The sequence below is a fragment of the Sorangium sp. So ce394 genome, assembly GCF_051474665.1.
Lineage (GTDB): Bacteria > Myxococcota_A > Polyangia > Polyangiales > Polyangiaceae > Sorangium > Sorangium cellulosum_D.
This window is the reverse complement of the sequence record NZ_CP150339.1, coordinates 5,751,279-5,768,407: the sequence shown is the minus strand read 5'-3', so window position 1 is coordinate 5,768,407 and position 17,129 is coordinate 5,751,279. Positions and strand designations below refer to the sequence as shown.

Here is a 17,129-nt window from a genome sequence, read left to right as displayed (position 1 = left end):
CTGCCACCCGGAGTAGGATGGGTTACGGTGGACGCCTCCGAGCTCCTTGCGGTTTTGGCACGACGCGGTGTCGAGCTATCGACCGATGGAGACCAGCTCCGGCTTCGCGCCCCCGCGGGCGTGATCACGCCCGCGCTCCGGGACCTCGTGGCTCGCCACAAACCGGAGCTGATCGCCCTGCAGCGCACCCGCCGCAGCGCCCGCGCCATCCCGCCGGCGCCGGCCCACGGCCCCCTCCTGGCCTCGTGGGCCCAGGAGAGCCTCTACCTCTTCGAGCGCCTCGCGCCGAGCTGCGCCGCGTACAACATCGCGCTCACGATTCACCTCGCCGGCCCGCTCGATCCAGGCGCCCTCGCCCGATCCATCGAGCTCATCGGCCTCCGCCACGAGCCGCTCCGGACCACCTTCGCCGAGGTGGACGGCGCGTGCTCGCAGATCGTCGCTCCCCCGGAGCGCTCGGCCCTCCCGGTGCGCTACCTCGACCTGCGCGGCGCGCCGGACGCCGCCGAGCGCGCCGGCGCCGTCGCGGACGAGGAGGCCGAGCAGCGCTTCGACCTCGCCCGCGGCCCGCTCGCGCGCGCCGTCCTGCTCCGGCTCGCCGAGGAGCGGCACCGCCTGCTCTTCGTCGCGCACCACATCGCCTTCGACGCCTGGTCGACGCGCGTGCTCGCCCGCGAGATCGAGGCCAGCTACCCTGCCCTCGCTGCGGGCCTCCGGCCGGAGCTCGCGCCCCTCCCCGTCAGGTACGCCGATTACGCCGCCTGGCAGCGCGCCCGCTCCGGCCCGGAGGTCGACGCCGATCTCGCCTTCTGGCGCGCCCAGCTGCGGGATCTCGGCCCGCTGCCGCTGCCCGCCGATCGCCCGCGCCCCGCCGCCCCGAGCTACCGCGGCCGGCGTGTCGGGCGCGAGGTGCCGCCCGAGATCGCGCAGGCGCTCTCCGCGTGGAGCCGCGCCGAGGGCGTCACCCCGTTCGCCACGCTGCTCGCGGCCCTGCAGATCCTGCTCGCGCGGCTCTGCGGGCAGGCCGACGTCGCCGTGGGCGCGCCGAGCGCGGGCCGCGGCATGCCCGAGCTCGATCCGCTCATCGGCCTGTTCGTGGACACGCCCGTGGTGCGCGCCGATCTCTCCGATGATCCCTCGTTCCGCGCGCTCGCGCGCCGGGCCTCGGCGGCGGCGCTGGAAGCCTTCGCGCACGACCGGGTCCCGCTCGCCCGCATCGCGGCCGAGCTCGCGGCGGACCGGCGCCAACGCGGGCCGCTCTTCCAGGTGATGCTCAACTGGATCGGCTTCGAGGAGGCCCGCCTCTCCCTGCCGGGCGTCGAGGCCGAGCTCGAGGAGCGCATGCCGGGGGCGCGCTTCGATCTCACGCTCTACGCGCGGCCGCGCGGCGAGCGCCTGCGCCTCGAGCTGGCCTGCGCCGCCGACCTGTTCTCGGAGGAGCGCGCGCGGGAGCTGCTCGCGCAGATCGCCGCCCTGCTCGCCCAGGCGCTGGAGGATCCGGAGCGGCGCGCCAGCCAGTTCTCGCTGGTCACGCCCGAGGCAGCGCGGCGCCTGCCCGACCCGGCGGCGCCGATCCGCGCCACGTCGGGGCCGCCGGTGCACCTCCGCTTCGCGGATCATGCGCGCCGCGATCCGGCGCGGGTGGCGGTGGAGGCGCCGGGCGAGCGCTGGACGTACGGCGCGCTCGGCGCCCGCTCCAGCCAGCTCGCGCGCCTGCTCGCCGCGCGCGGCGTGAGGCGGGGCGATCGGGTCGCGGTGTACGCGCAGCGCAGCGCGGCGTTGGTGTGGGCGCTGCTCGGCGTGGCCAGGGCAGGCGCAGCGTTCGTGGTGCTCGACGCGGCCTACCCGCAAGCGCGGCTCGCGGCGTGCGTGCGCATCGCCGCGCCGCGGGCCTGCCTCCACCTCGAACAGGCGGGCCCGCTGCCGCCCGAGCTCGCAGCCGCCCTCGCCGAGGCCGGCTGCGGGGCCGCGGTGATCCGGCTCCCGCCGGGCGGCGCGGATGCGGAGGGGCCGTGGCGCGCGCTGCCCCCGGACGACCCCGGCGTCGAGATCGGCGCCGGCGATCTCGCCTACGTGGCCTTCACCTCGGGCACCACCGGCGCGCCGCGCGGCGTCGAGGGCGCCCACGGCCCGCTCGCGCACTTCGTCGCCTGGCACGCGCGCGCCACCGGCCTCGGGCCGGACGACCGCTTCGCGCTGCTCTCCGGCCTCGCGCACGATCCGTTGCTGCGCGACGTCTTCACCCCGCTGTCGCTCGGCGCCGCGCTCTGCGTACCGGACGGCGAGGCCGCGGCGCCGCCCGGCCTCTCGGCGTGGCTGCGCCGCGCGGCCGTCACCGCCGTCCACCTCACCCCGGCCGTCGGGCGCCTGCTCGAGGCGCCGCTGCCGGCGCTGCGCCGCGTCTGCTTCGGCGGCGAGGCGCTCTTCCCGCGCGACGTCGCCGCGGCGCGCGCCGCGGCGACGGGCGCCGCCTTCGTGAGCTTCTACGGTGCCACCGAGACGCCGCAGGCGATGGGCTGGATCGCGCTGCCCGAGGGCTGCGAGGCGCTCGCGCGCGAGCGCGTGCCGCTCGGCCGGGGCATCGACGGCGCGCAGCTGCTGGTCCTCACGCCCGATCGCCGCCTCGCCGGCGTGGGTGAGCTCGGCGAGATCTACGTGCGCACCCCGCACCTCGCGCGCGGCTACGCGGGCGACGCCGAGGCGACGCGCGAGCGCTTCCTGCCAAGCCCCTTCTCCGCCGATCCCGGCGACCGCCTCTACCGCACCGGGGATCTCGGCCGCTTCCTCCCGGACGGCCAGGTGGAGATCGCCGGGCGCGCCGACCGCCAGCTGAAGCTCCGGGGCGTGCGCGTCGAGCCTGGCGAGGTCGAGGCCGCGCTGCGGCAGCACCCAGCGGTGCGGGAGGCGACCGTGGTGCTGGCCGAGGGCCGCGGAGGCGAGGCGGAGCTGCGGGCGTACGTCGTGGGCACGGGCGAGGCGCCTGGCGCGCCGGAGCTGCGCGGGTTCTTGCGGGCGAGGCTGCCGGAGGCGATGGTGCCCGGCGCGATCACGGCGCTCGCCGCGCTGCCGCTGACGCCCAACGGCAAGGTGGATCTGCGCGCGCTGCCGCCGCCCCGCCCGGAGCCGCCGGCGGCGGACGAGGCGCCGCGCACCCCGGTGGAGGACGTCGTGTGCGCGTTGTGGGCGCACGTGCTCGGCGCGGCCCCGGCCGGGCGGCGGGCGAGCTTCTTCGAGGCGGGGGGGCACTCGCTGCTGGCCGCGCGGCTCCTCGCGCGGGTGCGGGACGCGCTCGGGGTGGAGCTCACCCTGAAAGCGCTCTTCGAGGCGCCCACGGTCGAGGCCCTCGCCGCGCGCGTCGAGGCGGCGCGCGCGGCGCCCGGGGCGGAGCCGGCGCCCGCGCTGCGGCCGGCGCTCCGGGACGGGCCGCCGCCGGCCTCGTTCGCGCAGCGACGGCTGTGGCTCCTGCACCGGATCGACCCGTCGGACACCTCGCTCCGAATCGCGCAGGCGGCGCGGCTGCGGGGCCGGCTCGACCGCGAGGCGCTGGAGCGAAGCCTCGCGGAGATCGAGCAGCGGCACGAGGTGCTGCGGATCACGTTCACGCCGGCAGACGGCGAGCCGATGCCGCGGATCGGCCCGGCGCGCCGCGCGCTGCTCGAGCCGATCGAGCTGCCGATCGGGCCCGGGGAGGAGCCCGCGGCGGCCGTCCGGCGCTGGCTCGCGGCCTGGTCCGATCGCCCGTTCGACCTGGAGCGGGGCCCGATCTGGCGAGCGGCGCTCGTGCCGATGGGGCCGCACGAGCACGTGCTCGCCGTGTGCGTGCACCACATCGCGGCGGACGCGGCGTCGATGCGCGTGCTGCGGGAGGAGCTCTGCGCGCTCTACGGGGCGCTCGCGCGAGGCCAGCCGTCGCCGCTCGGCCCGCTGCCCGTCCAGTACGCGGACCACGCGGCGTGGCAGCGGCGCCGCCTGACGGCGCGCGCCGCCGACGCGCACCTGGCCTACTGGCGGGAGCAGCTCGCCGGCGCGCCGGAGCTCGAGCTGCCGCTCTGCGCGCCGCGCGCGCGAGCGGGGCCCCGGCGGGCAGCGAGGCGGTCGCGCGCGCTGCCCGGTCCGCTGGTCGAGGCGGTCCGGCGGCTCGCGCGCGGCGAGGGGGCGACGCCGTTCATGGCCGTGCTGGCGGCGCTCGGCGTGGTGCTGGGTCGCCACGCCGGGCTCTCCGAGGTGGTGATCGGGGCGCCCTTCGGCCAGCGGGAGCAGCTCGAGGTGGAGGGGCTGATCGGCCTGTTCGTCGAGCCGGCCGCGCTGCGGGTGGATCTGCGCGGCGACCCGACCTTCCGGGCGCTCTGCGGGCGCGCGCGGGAGGCGGTGCTGGGGGCTCACGCGCACCGCGCGCTGCCCTTCGAGCGCGTCGTGCAGGCGCTCTCGTCCGGTCGCGAACCGGGGCGGCACCCGCTGTTCCAGGTCTTCTTCAACTGGGTCCACGCCGACGTCGAGCGCTTCTCGCTGGGGGAGCTGGAAGCGGAGATGCTCGTCCCCGCGGAGCTGCCGGCGCCCTACACGCTGACGGTGCGCGCGGTGGAGCGGCCGGACGGCGTCGCGCTCACCGCGGCGCACGACGCGGCCGTGTTCGCCCCGGAGCAGGCGGACCAGCTGCTGGAGCACGTGGCGGAGGTGCTGGCGGCGGCGACGCTGCGGCCGGACGCTCCGGTCTCGTCCATCGCCCTGTCGCCGCCCACCGCGGCGCGCCGCGAGCGGCGGGCGCTCGGCGCGCCCGGCCCGCGCTTCGTGGAGCTGCGCGGCGAGGGCGACACGCTCGTGGCCTGCTTCGAGGCCCAGGCGCGGCGGCGCGCGGCGGCCGTGGCGGTGGACACCGGCGCGAAGCAGGTCACTTACGCCGAGCTGGACGCGCGGGCCGAGCGCGCGGCGGCGGCGCTGCTCGGGCGCGCGGCGGCCGCGGCGCGCGTGGCGCTGCTGTTCGAGCACGACGAGCAGATGGTGGCGGGCGTGCTCGGGACCCTCAAGGCGGGCGGCGCGTACGTGCCGCTCGACCCCCGCCTGCCCGACGATCGCCTGGCCACGATCGCGCTCGACGCCGAGGTGGGCGCGATCCTGACGCACGCCGGGGGGCTGGCCCGCGCGGCGCGCGTCGCGCCCCCCGGCGCCGCGGTGGTGGACGTCGACGAGGCGCCCGCGGGACCGAAGCGCGCCCGGCCGGCGGTAGCGCCCGAGGCGCTGGCCTACCTCCTGTACACCTCCGGCTCGACAGGGCGGCCGAAGGGGGTGATGCAGAGCCACCGCGGCGCGCTGCACCACGCGCGCACCTACGCGAGCGGCCTGTTCCTCGACGCGGACGACCGCGTCAGCTTGCTCTCGAGCTACGCCTTCGACGCGGCGGTGATGGACCTCTTCGGCGCGCTGCTCGCCGGGGCCACCCTCTGCCCGATCGAGGCCGGCGGCGAGGCGCTGCTGCGGCTGGGCCCGGCGGTGGCCGAGCGGCGCGTGACGGTGCTGCACGCCACGCCGACCGTCTACCGGCGCATCCTGGAGACGCTCCCCGCGCCCGAGATCCTCGAGACCGTGCGCCGGGTGGTGCTGGGCGGCGAGGAGGCCCGGCGCAGCGACGTCGAGGCCCTCTCGGCGAGCTTCCCGCCCGGGTGCGTGCTGGTCAACGGCCTGGGTCCGACCGAGTGCACGCTCGCGCTGCAGGCCTACTTCGAGGGCCGCGCGGCCCTCGCGCGGCCCTCGGCGCCGGTGGGCTTCCCGGTGCCTGGCGTCGAGGTCCTGCTGCTCTCCGGCGGGCGCGAGCAGGTCGCGGTGTACGGGGTCGGCGAGATCGTCCTGCGCAGCCAGCACCTGGCGCTCGGCTACTGGCGCGACCCCGAGCGCACCGCGGCCGCCTTCGCGATCGACGCCGAGGGGCGCCGGCTCTACCGCACCGGGGACCTCGGCCGGCTCATGCCCGACGGCAGCCTCGAGCACGCCGGGCGGCGCGACGCGCAGGTCAAGATCCGGGGCGTGCGCGTCGAGCCCGGCGAGGTCGAGGCCGCGCTGCGGGGGCTCGCCGACGTGGAGGACGCGGCGGTGGTCGCCGCGGGGGAGCCCGGGGAGGTGCGGCTCGCGGCGTACGTGGTCCCGCACCGCGGCGCGCGCCCCGACCCCGCGGCGCTGTCCGGCGCGCTCCGAGAGCGGCTGCCGGCGGCGATGATCCCGGCCTCGCTCACCGTGCTCGACGCGCTGCCGCTCACGCCCACCGGCAAGGTGGATCGCCTCGCGCTCGCGCGCCTCGCGCCGGTCCCCGCCGGCGGGCCCCTCGCCTGCGGTGCGGGCGCCGCGCGCGCGCCGGAGCCGAGCCGCGACCCGCTCGAGGCCGAGGTGGCCCGCGTCTGGGAGGACGTGCTCGGCGTGCGCCCTGCCGGCGTGCACGACGATTTCTTCGCGCTCGGCGGTCACTCCCTGCTCGCCGCGCGCCTCGTGGAGCGCCTTGAGCGGCGTTGTGGCGCCGCGCTGCCCCTCGCGGCCGTGTTCGAGGGGCCCACCGTCGCGGAGATCGCGCGGCGGCTGCGGCGCGAGCGCCCGGAGCCGGCCGCCCTCGGGGAAGCGAAGCTCGTCTCCCTGAGGACAGGCGGCGAGAGGCCGCCCTTCGTGTGCCTCACGCCGCCTGGATCCCGCGCGTCCCTGCACTTCCAGCACCTCGCGGCGCGGATCGCGCCGGACCGGCCCTTCCTCGCGATCGAGCCGCCCACGTTCGGGGCCAGCGGCCCGCTGCCCACCCTGGCGCAGGCGGTGGACGCCTGCCGCGCCGCTCTTGGCGCGGGCCCAGTGGGCCCCCTCGTCCTCGGCGGCTACTCGAACGGGGGCATCCTCGCCTTCGAGCTGGCGCGCCGGCTCCTCGCGGCCGGCGAGCGCGTGCTGGCGGTCGTGATGCTCGACGCCGCCGCGCCGTCGATGGTCGCGCGGGCCCTCGCCGTGCACGACGACGTCGCCTGGACGCTGCGCTTCGCGGCGAACCTCCTCCGGCGCGGCCGCGCGCGCGAGGCCGGCCGCGACCCCGCGCCGCCCCCGCTAGAGGCCGCCGCGCTGCGCGGCCTCGATCCGGAGGCGCGGCTCTGCCGCGTGCTCGAGGCGGCGCGCGACGCCGGGGCGCTGCCGGCCACGACCACCGTGCGGGAGATCGGCGACGCCCTCGCGTACTACCGCGCCAACACCGAGCGCAACGCCGCGATCCTCGGCCGCTACGCCCCTCCCCCGTGCCCCGTCCGCGTCGCGCTCCTGCGCGCCGAGCGCCGCGCCGTGGGCGACCCGGATCTCGGGTGGGGGCCGCTCTCCGCCTGGCCGGTCGAGGTGCGCCCGACCCCGGGCGACCACGAGTCGATGCTCGAGGAGCCCGCGGTCGCGGCGCTCGCCGAGCTGCTCTCGCGCTGCCTCGACCAGGTCAGCGCGCCCCCGGGCGGCGAGGGAACGCAGTGGCGGGACACCATGGATCTCGGCGATGGGCGCGGCGCCCCCGCCGGCGCGCAGGAGAGGAGCTCATGCACACCCCGGGTTACAACGTCGTAGACACCCTGTACACGAGCGCGCACACGATCGTGTCCCGCGCGCGCCGGGAAGCCGACGGTCGCACCGTGATCCTGCGGGCGCCCAGGCGCCCCGACAGCACCGCGGATCTGGCGAAGCTCCGGCACGAATACGGGATGCTGCTCCTGCTCGGCTGGGGGCACTTCCTCAATGCGCGCGAGCCGAGCCGGCTGCACCCCGGGGTGGTGGTGGCCTCCGAGGATCCGGGCGGGGCGCCGCTCGCGCGCATCATCCCCGGCGAGGGCATGCCGCAGGAGACCGCGCTCTGGATCGCCGAGCGGCTCATGGATCGCGTCGGCGAGATGCACCAGCGCCGCATCCTCCACAAGGACGTGAACCCGTACAACGTGCTCGTCGACGTGGGGGCGCGGCGGGTCGAGCTGCTCGGCTTCAGCACCGCCACGCGCCTGCCGCGCGAGGCGCCCAACGCGCTGAGCCCGGAGCGCATCGAGGGCCTCCTGCCCTACGTCTCGCCGGAGCAGACGGGCCGGATGAACCGGCCCATCGACCACCGCACGGACTACTACTCCTTCGGGGTCACGCTCTACCAGATGCTGACCGGGCGCCTGCCCTTCCGCCTCTCGGACCCGATGGAGATGGTGCACGCGCACCTGGCGCGGACACCGACGCCGCCGCACGAGCTCGTGCCGGCCGTCTCGCGGCCCGTCTCCGACCTGGTGATGAGGCTGCTCGCCAAGAACCCGGAGGAGCGCTACCAGAGCGCCCGCGGCGTCCTCGCCGACCTGCGCGCAGCCCTCGAGCAGCTCGCCACGCTCGGGCGCGTCGAGCACTTGAACCTCGGCGCCAGCGACCGGCCCGATCTCTTCCAGATCCCCCAGCGGCTGTACGGTCGCGAGGCCGAGGTGGCCGCGCTGGTCGAGGCGTTCGAGCGCGCGAGCGCCGGCCGTCGCGAGCTCGTGCTCGTGGCTGGCTACTCGGGCATCGGCAAGAGCGCCATCGTGCGCGAGGTGCACAAGCCCGTCGTGCGCCGGCGGGGGTTGTACATCGAGGGCAAGTACGAGCAGCTCAAGGCCGACATCCCCTACTTCGCGCTCACCGCCGCCTTCCGAGGCCTCTTGCGGCAGCTGCTCGGCGGGTCTCCCGAGAGCCTCGCCCGCTGGCGAGAGCGGCTGCTGGAGGCCCTCGGCAAGGACGGGGGCGTGCTCACCGACGTCATCCCGGAGCTCTCGTTGATCATCGGCGAGCAGCCGCCCGCCGTGGAGCTCGGCCCGAGCGAGGCGCAGAACCGCTTCAGCTCCCTCTTCGAGCGCTTCGTCGGCGTCTTCGCCGGGCCGGAGCACCCGCTCGTGGTCTTCCTCGACGACATGCAGTGGGCGGACTCCGCGTCGTTGAAGCTCGTGCAGCGGCTCACCACCGGCCCGGAGGAGCTGCACCTGCTCGTGGTGGGCGCCTACCGCGACAACGAGGTCGACGCGGGACACCCGCTCCAGCTCGCGATGAAGGAGATCGAGCGGGCTGGCGCGCGGATGAGCTCGATCGCGGTGGGGCCGCTCGCCGGGCCCGACGTCGTGGCGCTGGTCACCGACGCGCTCCGCGCCGCCCGCGGCGAGGCCGAGCCGCTCGCCACGGTGCTCCTGGAGCGGACCCACGGCAACCCCTTCTTCCTGATCCAGTTCCTGCACGCCCTGCACGAGGAGGGGCTGCTCCGCTTCGACCCGCAGAGCGGCTCCTTCCGCTGCGACGTGGGCGAGGTGCGCCGGCAGAAGGGCAGCACCGACAACGTGATCGATCTGATGGTGCGGCGCCTGCGGAGGCTCCCCGAGCGGACCCGGGCGACCCTGACGCTCGCGGCCTGCATCGGCAACCTCTTCCACCTGAGCACGCTGGCCGTGGTCACCGGCCGCTCGCGCGCCGAGATCGCCGCCGATCTCTGGGAGGCGGTGAACGAGGGGCAGATCGTCCCGCTCCTGGACGACCTCAGCCCCGAGGCCCGCGCCCTGCTCGAGAGCGGGCGGGCCGCCGCCGGCCCTCCCTCCCAGGAGCGCCCGCCGTCCACCGCCTCGCAGCCGCACAGCAAGCTCGGCCAGGGCGAGCCGTCGCAGACCCTCCCCTTCGACGCCGATCCTGCGGCGCTCGAGCCGATCGAGATCTCCTACCGCTTCCTGCACGACCGGGTGCAGCAGGCCGCCTACACGCTGATCTCGGAAGAGGAGCGGCGCGCGGTGCACCTCAAGACCGGCCGCCTCCTGCTCGCGCGCGTGAGCCCCGCCGCGCTCGAGGAGCAGGTGTTCGACATCGCGGGCCACCTCAACCTCTGCCTGGACCTCATCGACGCGCCCGCCGAGCGGCGGCAGCTCACCGAGCTGAACCTGCTCGCCGGGCGGCGCGCGCGCGCCTCCACCGCCTACGGCGTCGCGCTCAAGCACCTGGCCGTGGCCGACCAGCTCCTGACCGACGGGAGCTGGGAGCGCGACTACGAGCTGGTCTACGCGCTGCACCTCCTGCGCGCGGAGTGCGAGTTCCTGGACGCGAATCACGACGCCGCCGAGCGGCTGTTCGTGGACCTGCTCGGCCACGCCCGCACGGCGCTGGAGAAGGCGAACATCTGCGTCCTGCGGACGATGCTCTACCGGAACGCGGTGCGCTACGGCGACGCCGTGCAGGTGATCCTCTCCGGCCTGCGCCTGCTCGGCGTCGATCTGCCGTCGCCGGACGACGCCGAGCGGCTCGGCGCGATCGCCGCCGCCGAGGCGGGCGAGCTCAAGGCGCTGCTCGCCGGCCGGGCCATCGCGGATCTCATCGACCTGCCCGAGGTCACCGACCCCGAGACGCTGGTCGTGATGGATCTGCTCGAGGAGCTCTCCATCGACGCCATCTACGTGGGGCCGCTGCTCCTGCAGGTCGCCGTCTTCAAGCTGGTCGTGCTCTCGCTGCGCCACGGCAACGCGCGCGCCTCCTGCTCCGCCTACGCGGCGTACGGCTCGCTGCTCGGGGTGGCCATGCACGACTCGCGGGCCGGCTGCGCGTTCGGCCAGCTGGCCATGGAGCTCAGCCGGAGGTTCGGCGACCCGCGCGCCGGGTGCCGCTCGGGCGTGTGGTACGGCGCCTGCGTCGGGCACTTTGGCGAGCCGCTGCCGGTGGGCATCGCCGTCCTGCGCGAGGCCTGCGACATGGGCGTGCGCGCGGGCGACCCGGCCTACGCCTCGTACGCCGCGTTCTTCCTCGCGGTGCACTCGATGGCGCGCGGGGAGAGCATGGATGAGGCGCTCACCGAGCTCGCCCACTACCGGCGGCACATGGACGCCGAGAGCCGCCTCAGCGTGCTCGCCCACCGCCAGATGGCGCTCAGCCTGAAGGGCGCGACGCGCGCCCCGGGCGACTTCGACGACGGGACCATCGAGGAGGCCCGCTTCATCGCGGATCTGCGGGCGTGCAGCGTGCTCGCGCTGCAGCACTACCACGTCGCCAAGCTGCAGGCCCTCGCCCTCTCCGGCCGCCACGAGGAGGCGATGCGCGTCATCGACGCCTCCATCGCCCTCGGCGACATCGAGTCGATCCTCTTCGGCCAGCTCGCGCCCACCATCTTCGCGTTCTACGCCGCCCTCTCCACGATGATCGTGGCCCAGGGGCTCTCCGGCCCCGAGCGCGCCGCGCGCGAGGAGGCGGCGCTGCGCTGGCTGGACAAGCTGCGGCGCTGGGCCGAGGGCTGCCCGGCGAACTTCCAGCACCAGCACCTGCTCCTCTCGGCCGAGCTCGCGCGCCTGCAGGGCCGGGAGATCGACGCCATCGACCTCTACGAGCAGGCGATCGTGTCGGCCAGCGAGCACGGCTTCCTGCAGCACCTCGCGCTGGCGGCCGAGCGCGCCGCCGAGCTCCACCTCGACCGCGGCCGGCGTACCCTCGTGCGAGGCTACCTCGTCATCGCCCACGACGCCTACACCCGCTGGGGCGCCACGGCCAAGGCGAGGACGCTGGAGGAGCGCTATCCCCACCTCACCGCCGAGCACGTCGACGGCGGCCCCTCGGGCGCGGCGCTCGACGCGACCACGGTGATGAAGGCCGTGCAGACGATATCGAGCGAGATCGTGCTGGAGCGCCTGCTCCAGCGCATGATGCGCATCATCCTGGAGAACGCCGGCGCGGAGCGCGGCCACCTCCTCGTCCACCGCGAGAGCGGGCTCGCGGAGGAGGCGGCGGGCACCGCCGGCGGCGAGCATGTCACCGCCCTCCGGTCCACCCCCGTCGAGCGGTGCACGGACCTCCCGCTCTCCATCGTCCGCTACGTCGAGCGCACCGGCGAGATCCTGGTGCTCGACGACGCGGCGAACGACCCCCGCTTCCACGCCGATCCCACCGTGGCGAGGCGCCGGATCAAATCGATCCTGTGCGCGCCCGTCGTCAAGCAGCGGCGGCGGCTCGCGATCCTCTACCTGGAGAACAACCTGACCACCGGCGCGTTCACCGCGGATCGCACGCGCGTCCTCGAGGTCCTCTCCTCCCAGGCGGCGATCTCCCTGGAGAACGCCTGGCTGTACGACACCCTGGAGCAGAAGGTGGCGCAGAGGACCACGGAGCTGCAGAGCAAGAACACCGAGCTGGAGCGGGCGATGAGCCGCCTCGTCGAGACCCGGAACCAGCTGCTCATGCAGGAGAAGCTCGCCAGCCTCGGCGCGCTGACCGCCGGCATCGCCCACGAGATCAAGAACCCGCTGAACTTCGTGAACAACTTCGCTGAGCTCTCGGTGGGGCTGCTCGACGACCTGCGGGAGCAGCTCACCGCCGTGGCCGGGCGCGACCCTGCGGCGGCGGAGCGGGTGGAGGATCTGCTCGACGACCTCCAGCAGATCGTGACGAAGATCAACCAGCACGGCCGGCGCGCCGACGCCATCGTGCGGGCGATGCTGGAGCACTCCCGCGGGGGCACCGGCTCGCGGGAGGCGATCGACATCAACGCGCTCCTCGCCGAGTACGTCGCGCTCGCCTGCCACGCCCTGCGCTCGCGCGACGGCCTGGATCCGGTGGCCGTCGAGGCGAGCTATGACGCGTCCACCCCGCGCGTCGTGCTCGTGCCGCAGGAGATCGGCCGGGTCTTCGTGAACCTCATCAACAACGCCTGGTATGCGACGCGCGCCAAGCAGGCGACGGCCGGCAGCGACTTCGCTCCGTCGATCGCCCTGAGCACGAAGAACCTCGGCGACCATGTGGAGATCCGCGTCCGCGACAACGGCACCGGCGTCCCCCTGGCCATCCGCGACAGCATCTTCCAGCCCTTCTTCACGACCAAGCCGCCAGGCGAGGGCACGGGCCTCGGGCTGTCGATCAGCCACGAGATCGTGCAGGCCAACGGGGGCACCCTCCGCATGGAGAGCGAGGAGGGCCAGTTCGCGGAGTTCATCGTCAAGCTGCCCCTGCCGGGGCCGTCGGTCGGCTGATCCGCGCGGCGGCGCGCCCGGCCGCGGCGCTACATCTCGACGGTCGGCATCTCCGCGAGCGCGCGCGACGCGGGGTCGCTCCGAAGCACCCGGTAGACCGCCGTCGGATCCGCCCTCGGCCAGACGCCCCGCGCGCCGGCGGCCTCGAGCTTGATGTCGCGCCTGGCCCCCGCGCAGACCGCTTCGTCGACGAGGATCTCTCCGGGGAGCGCCGCCCGCGCGAGGTGGGCGGCGGCGTTCACCGCCTCGCCCAGCACCGAGTAGCCGAGCTGCCCGCACGCGTGCGAGCCGACGCCCGCCGCGAGGACGTCGCCCGTGGAGAGGCCGATGCACACCCCGTGCGCATACGGCGAGTCGTCGCCTGCGCGCTGCGCGATCGTCTCGATCTGCGCGCGCACGGCGAGGCACGCCCGGAGCGCCCGATCGAGGTGATCCGGCCCATGGAACACCGCCATGACCGCGTCGCCGACGAACTTGTCGACCATCCCGCCCTGCGCCAGGAGCTCCGGGACGATCACCTCGAAGTTGGCGTTGAGCCGCCGCGTGGCCTCGACGGGGGGCCGCTCCTTCGCGATGCGGGTGAACCGGTGGACATCGACGAACACCACCGTCGCCTCGAGCGTCTCGCTCGCCGTCACGCCCGCGGGCCCGTGCGACCGGAGCCGCTCGATCAGGGCTGCATTCGTGAACTTCCGCAAGAGGTCGTTCTCCTCGTTCGAACGCGCTTTGCGCCGGTGCTCCTCGACGCTGCTGAGCGTCTTCTCCAGCGTCGCCTCCAGATCCTCGAAGTGGATTGGCTTGAACAGGAAATCGAAGGCCCCCCGGTTCATGGCGCGGCGGATGTTGGCCATGTCGCCGTACGCGGACACGATCACCGTCTTCGCCAGCGGGTTCACCTCGGGGACGCGCTCGAGGAGGGAGAACCCGTCCATCACCGGCATGTTGAGATCGGTGACGATGACGTCGATGTCCGGGTTTCGCCGGAGCTCGTCGAGGGCGAGCTGGCCGTTGTCGGCGAAGACGAGCTCGTAGGCGCGGCCGGTCTTCTTGCGAAAATACAGCTTGAGCAGCATCTGGAGGTCGGGCTCGTCGTCGACGACCAGGATCTTGGCGGGGCTCGCCGCGGCATTGCAGATCGCGGCGAAGGCCGAGACGAGCTCTCGGCCCGACTGGAACCTGCGAGAGCGGTCCTTCGCCAGGGCGCGCTCGAAGAAGCGGTCGACGCCGGGGGGGAGGTCGACGCCGAGCGACGACGCCGGCGCGAACGGATCGGTGCAGATGCTGACGATGAGCTCCGGGACGTCGGTCAACGGAAACGGGAGATGGCCGGTGAGCGCGCGGTAGACGATGACGCCGAGCGACCAGAGATCGGTCAGGGGATGGGGGACGGCGCCGCGGACCTGCTCGGGACTCATGTACGCCGGGGTCCCGAACCGCCCGCTATACCGCTCGTTCGATGGAGCGTCGCTCCCCTCGTGGAGCGTCCACCCGATCCCGAAATCGAGGATCTTCACGGATTCGCCGTATGCGCTCCGGGCAAGGAAGATGTTTGCGGGCTTGAGATCGCAATGGACGATGCCCGCCGCGCTCGCGGCGTCGAGCCCCGCGCTGATCTGCCGGAGCAACGACAGCACGGTCGGGGCCGGGAGCAGGCGCACCCGCCGGAGCCGCGAGTCGAGGTCCTCGCCCTCGAGCAGCTCCATGACGATGTAGGGCGACCCCTCGTCGATGCCGAAGTCGTGCACTTGGACGATGTGCTCATGCCGGACCCGGGCGATCGTCGTCGCCTCCTGCGCCAAGCGGCGCTGCGCTTCGTCGGAGGCGAGCTCATGGGGGGCCATCAGCTTGATCGCCACCGTCCGGCGGAGCATCTGATCGAACGCCTCCCACACGACGCTCATGCCGCCGCGGCCAATCATGCGCCGAAGCGCGTACCTGCCTCCGATCGTGTGGTCGTGCATGACAACTCAAAACACCTACGCTTCCGCGGACCGCCGGTCAACGGGCAGCGCGCCGCAGGGCCGTTCGGGCGCGGCCGCGGAGATCGCTCGCCATGATGCGGAGATCGCCCGCTGCTGCGCCGCGCGCGGGCGGAAGGAGCGATCTCCTCTACCACCCTCGCTTCGAGCGCGCCGTCCTGCGGGACATCGCCGTTCGGGACGCGGCCGAGCTGCCGCGGGTGGGGCCGTGCTGCGTCGCGCCGGGGGCCGCCCGCGGCGCGACGCGCGAGGGCGGCCCCCTCCGCCGCGAGCGCTACCGGGGCACCAGCACCGAGACGCTGTGGGCCGGCATCGCGTACGTGAAGGCGTTCGTGGCGCCCGGGGTGACCGCATCCGCGGCCACGAGATCGGCCTTTGCGGCCGTGAGCTGCCACACGTCGACGGCCGTGTAGCTCGCGTAGGCGGCGAGGGTCACCGCGGCCGTGAGCGGGGCCGCCGTCTTGTTGATCGCGACGAGGACCATGCGGTTCGGATCGGCCTCGTCGATGCTCGCGTACACGGTGGCCTTCGCGACGTCGCTCGTCTCGGCGTGGATGGACGTGTCGCCGAAGCGCGCGCCTTTCCCGTCGTAGCTCGTGAACGCCCGCACGCCGGCCCGGAGCATCGACACCTCCTCGCCGGGATCCCAGATCGTCGCGAGGAACACGCCCTCGCGGCCGAAGACGCCGAGCGCGTCGGCCTGGGCGATCGCGCCGGAGATGTGGTTGCCGCCCCCGTAATTGTACTCGGTGAAGCCGATCTCGGTGCCCGGGTAATGGGCGTCGATCAGGCCGCGGAGCCACGGGATGAGCGTGATCGGGCCGTTCAACACGTCGTTCGCGATCCAGCTGTCCTCCTTGAAGGTGGGATCCCAGAGCGAGCGCGGCGCCTGGACGCGCGCCTCCACGGACTCGGGCGAGGAATCGTCGCCCGTGATGCGCTCGCCGTTCGCGTAGATCTCCGTGTACCAGTGCAGATCGAGCACGTCGACGAGGCGGTGCCCCGCGCTCGCCTCGGCGGCCTTCATGGCGTCGAGGTAATGCTCGATGAAGTTCCCGTCCGCGTCCGGCGCGCCCTGCAGGCTGACGTAGCCAGAATACCCGTACGAGACGAAGCCGGTGACGAGCGCGTTCGGCGCGACGTCCTTGACCGCGGCGGCAAACTCGATGTTCTTCTCGACGAGCTCGGCGTAGGTCACCGGCTCCGGGTGGATGCGCTCGTGGGTGTGATTCCAGAGGTCGGGCTCGTTGTCGAGCGAGAACAGGACGCTCGCGACCTCGCCCTGGAAAGCGTCGGGGAAGGCCTGCTTCATCCAGGCGACGAACTCGTCCTGGTACACGGCGTCGTCGCCGAGATCCGGCGCCGCGGAGAGCGGCGCGCCCTTGCGCGCGATCGTGGGGTGAAAGCGCGTCTGGAGGTAATTCGGGGTCTTGTTGACGTCGCCGTCGCCGGCCTTGTCGGCCGCGACATAGCCGCAGATCGGGATGGTCGCGATGAAGGCGGCGCCGTGCGACAGCGCGTCCTCGGCCAGCACGCGCACCGCCTCGCCGGGGACATCGCCGCTCGGGCCGTTGCCGGCGAGGTGGGCGTCGTTCTGAAACATGTAGTCCGAGCCGGCGTTGGAGGCGTTGTTCTCCCAGTTGTAGGCGGTCATGCGGTTGCCGCCCATGCGCACGACGCTCGTCCCGCGCTGCTCGCCGTCCAGGTCCTCGGCCCAGTTGGCTCCGTAGATGAGCGGGCTGATGGGGCGCACCCCCTGATCGACGCGCACGGTGAAGGTGACATCGCCCTGCCCGGGGTCGCCGGGCTCGACGATGTCCGCGGGCAGATGGCCGCCCTGGCCGCCGCCGGCCGTGCCGGAGCCGCCGCCGGCCGTGCCGGTGCCGCCGCCGGCAGCGCCGGTGCCGCCGCTGCCCGTGCCGGTGCCGCCGCCGGAGGCGCCGGCGCCGCCGCTGCCCGCCAGGGACGTGTCGCCGTCGTCGCCGCAGGCCAGGAGGGCGGCCGACGCGAGCAGCGCGAACAGGACTCGCTCGGGAGCAAGCGAACCAAGTGTAGAAATTTTCATTACGATGGTCTCCTGCCGGCCATCATTTCCCGAACCGCTTAAGTTAAATCTATTTATTAACCGGTTTACCCTGCCCGGTTGGCGCCCTTGATAGCTTGGCGGTCCACGCTTTCG

General features: G+C 74.3%; 4 protein-coding genes. 2 read left to right on the top strand and 2 right to left on the bottom strand.

The window, feature by feature from the left end:
• Positions 1 to 27 precede the first annotated feature (27 nt).
• Positions 28 to 7,560, top strand: a complete 7,533-nt coding sequence (locus tag WMF33_RS21090) for an amino acid adenylation domain-containing protein (RefSeq protein WP_437338828.1) — start codon at positions 28 to 30, stop codon at positions 7,558 to 7,560.
• Positions 7,533 to 12,971, top strand: a complete 5,439-nt coding sequence (locus WMF33_RS21085; protein ID WP_437338827.1) for a trifunctional serine/threonine-protein kinase/ATP-binding protein/sensor histidine kinase — start codon at positions 7,533 to 7,535, stop codon at positions 12,969 to 12,971. The genes WMF33_RS21090 and WMF33_RS21085 overlap by 28 nt, the downstream gene beginning before the upstream one ends.
• 29 nt (positions 12,972 to 13,000) lie before the next feature.
• Here WMF33_RS21085 and WMF33_RS21080 read toward each other — a convergent pair whose 3' ends face one another.
• Both WMF33_RS21080 and WMF33_RS21075 read right to left on the bottom strand, forming a co-directional pair.
• Complete coding sequence (locus WMF33_RS21080; protein ID WP_437338826.1) at positions 13,001 to 14,932, bottom strand: protein kinase domain-containing protein; 1,932 nt, start codon at positions 14,930 to 14,932, stop codon at positions 13,001 to 13,003.
• A 292-nt stretch (positions 14,933 to 15,224) separates the two neighbouring features.
• On the bottom strand, positions 15,225 to 17,015 hold the full coding sequence (locus tag WMF33_RS21075) for a glycoside hydrolase family 44 protein (RefSeq protein ID WP_437338825.1): 1,791 nt from the start codon (positions 17,013 to 17,015) through the stop codon (positions 15,225 to 15,227).
• Positions 17,016 to 17,129: the final 114 nt, after the last annotated feature.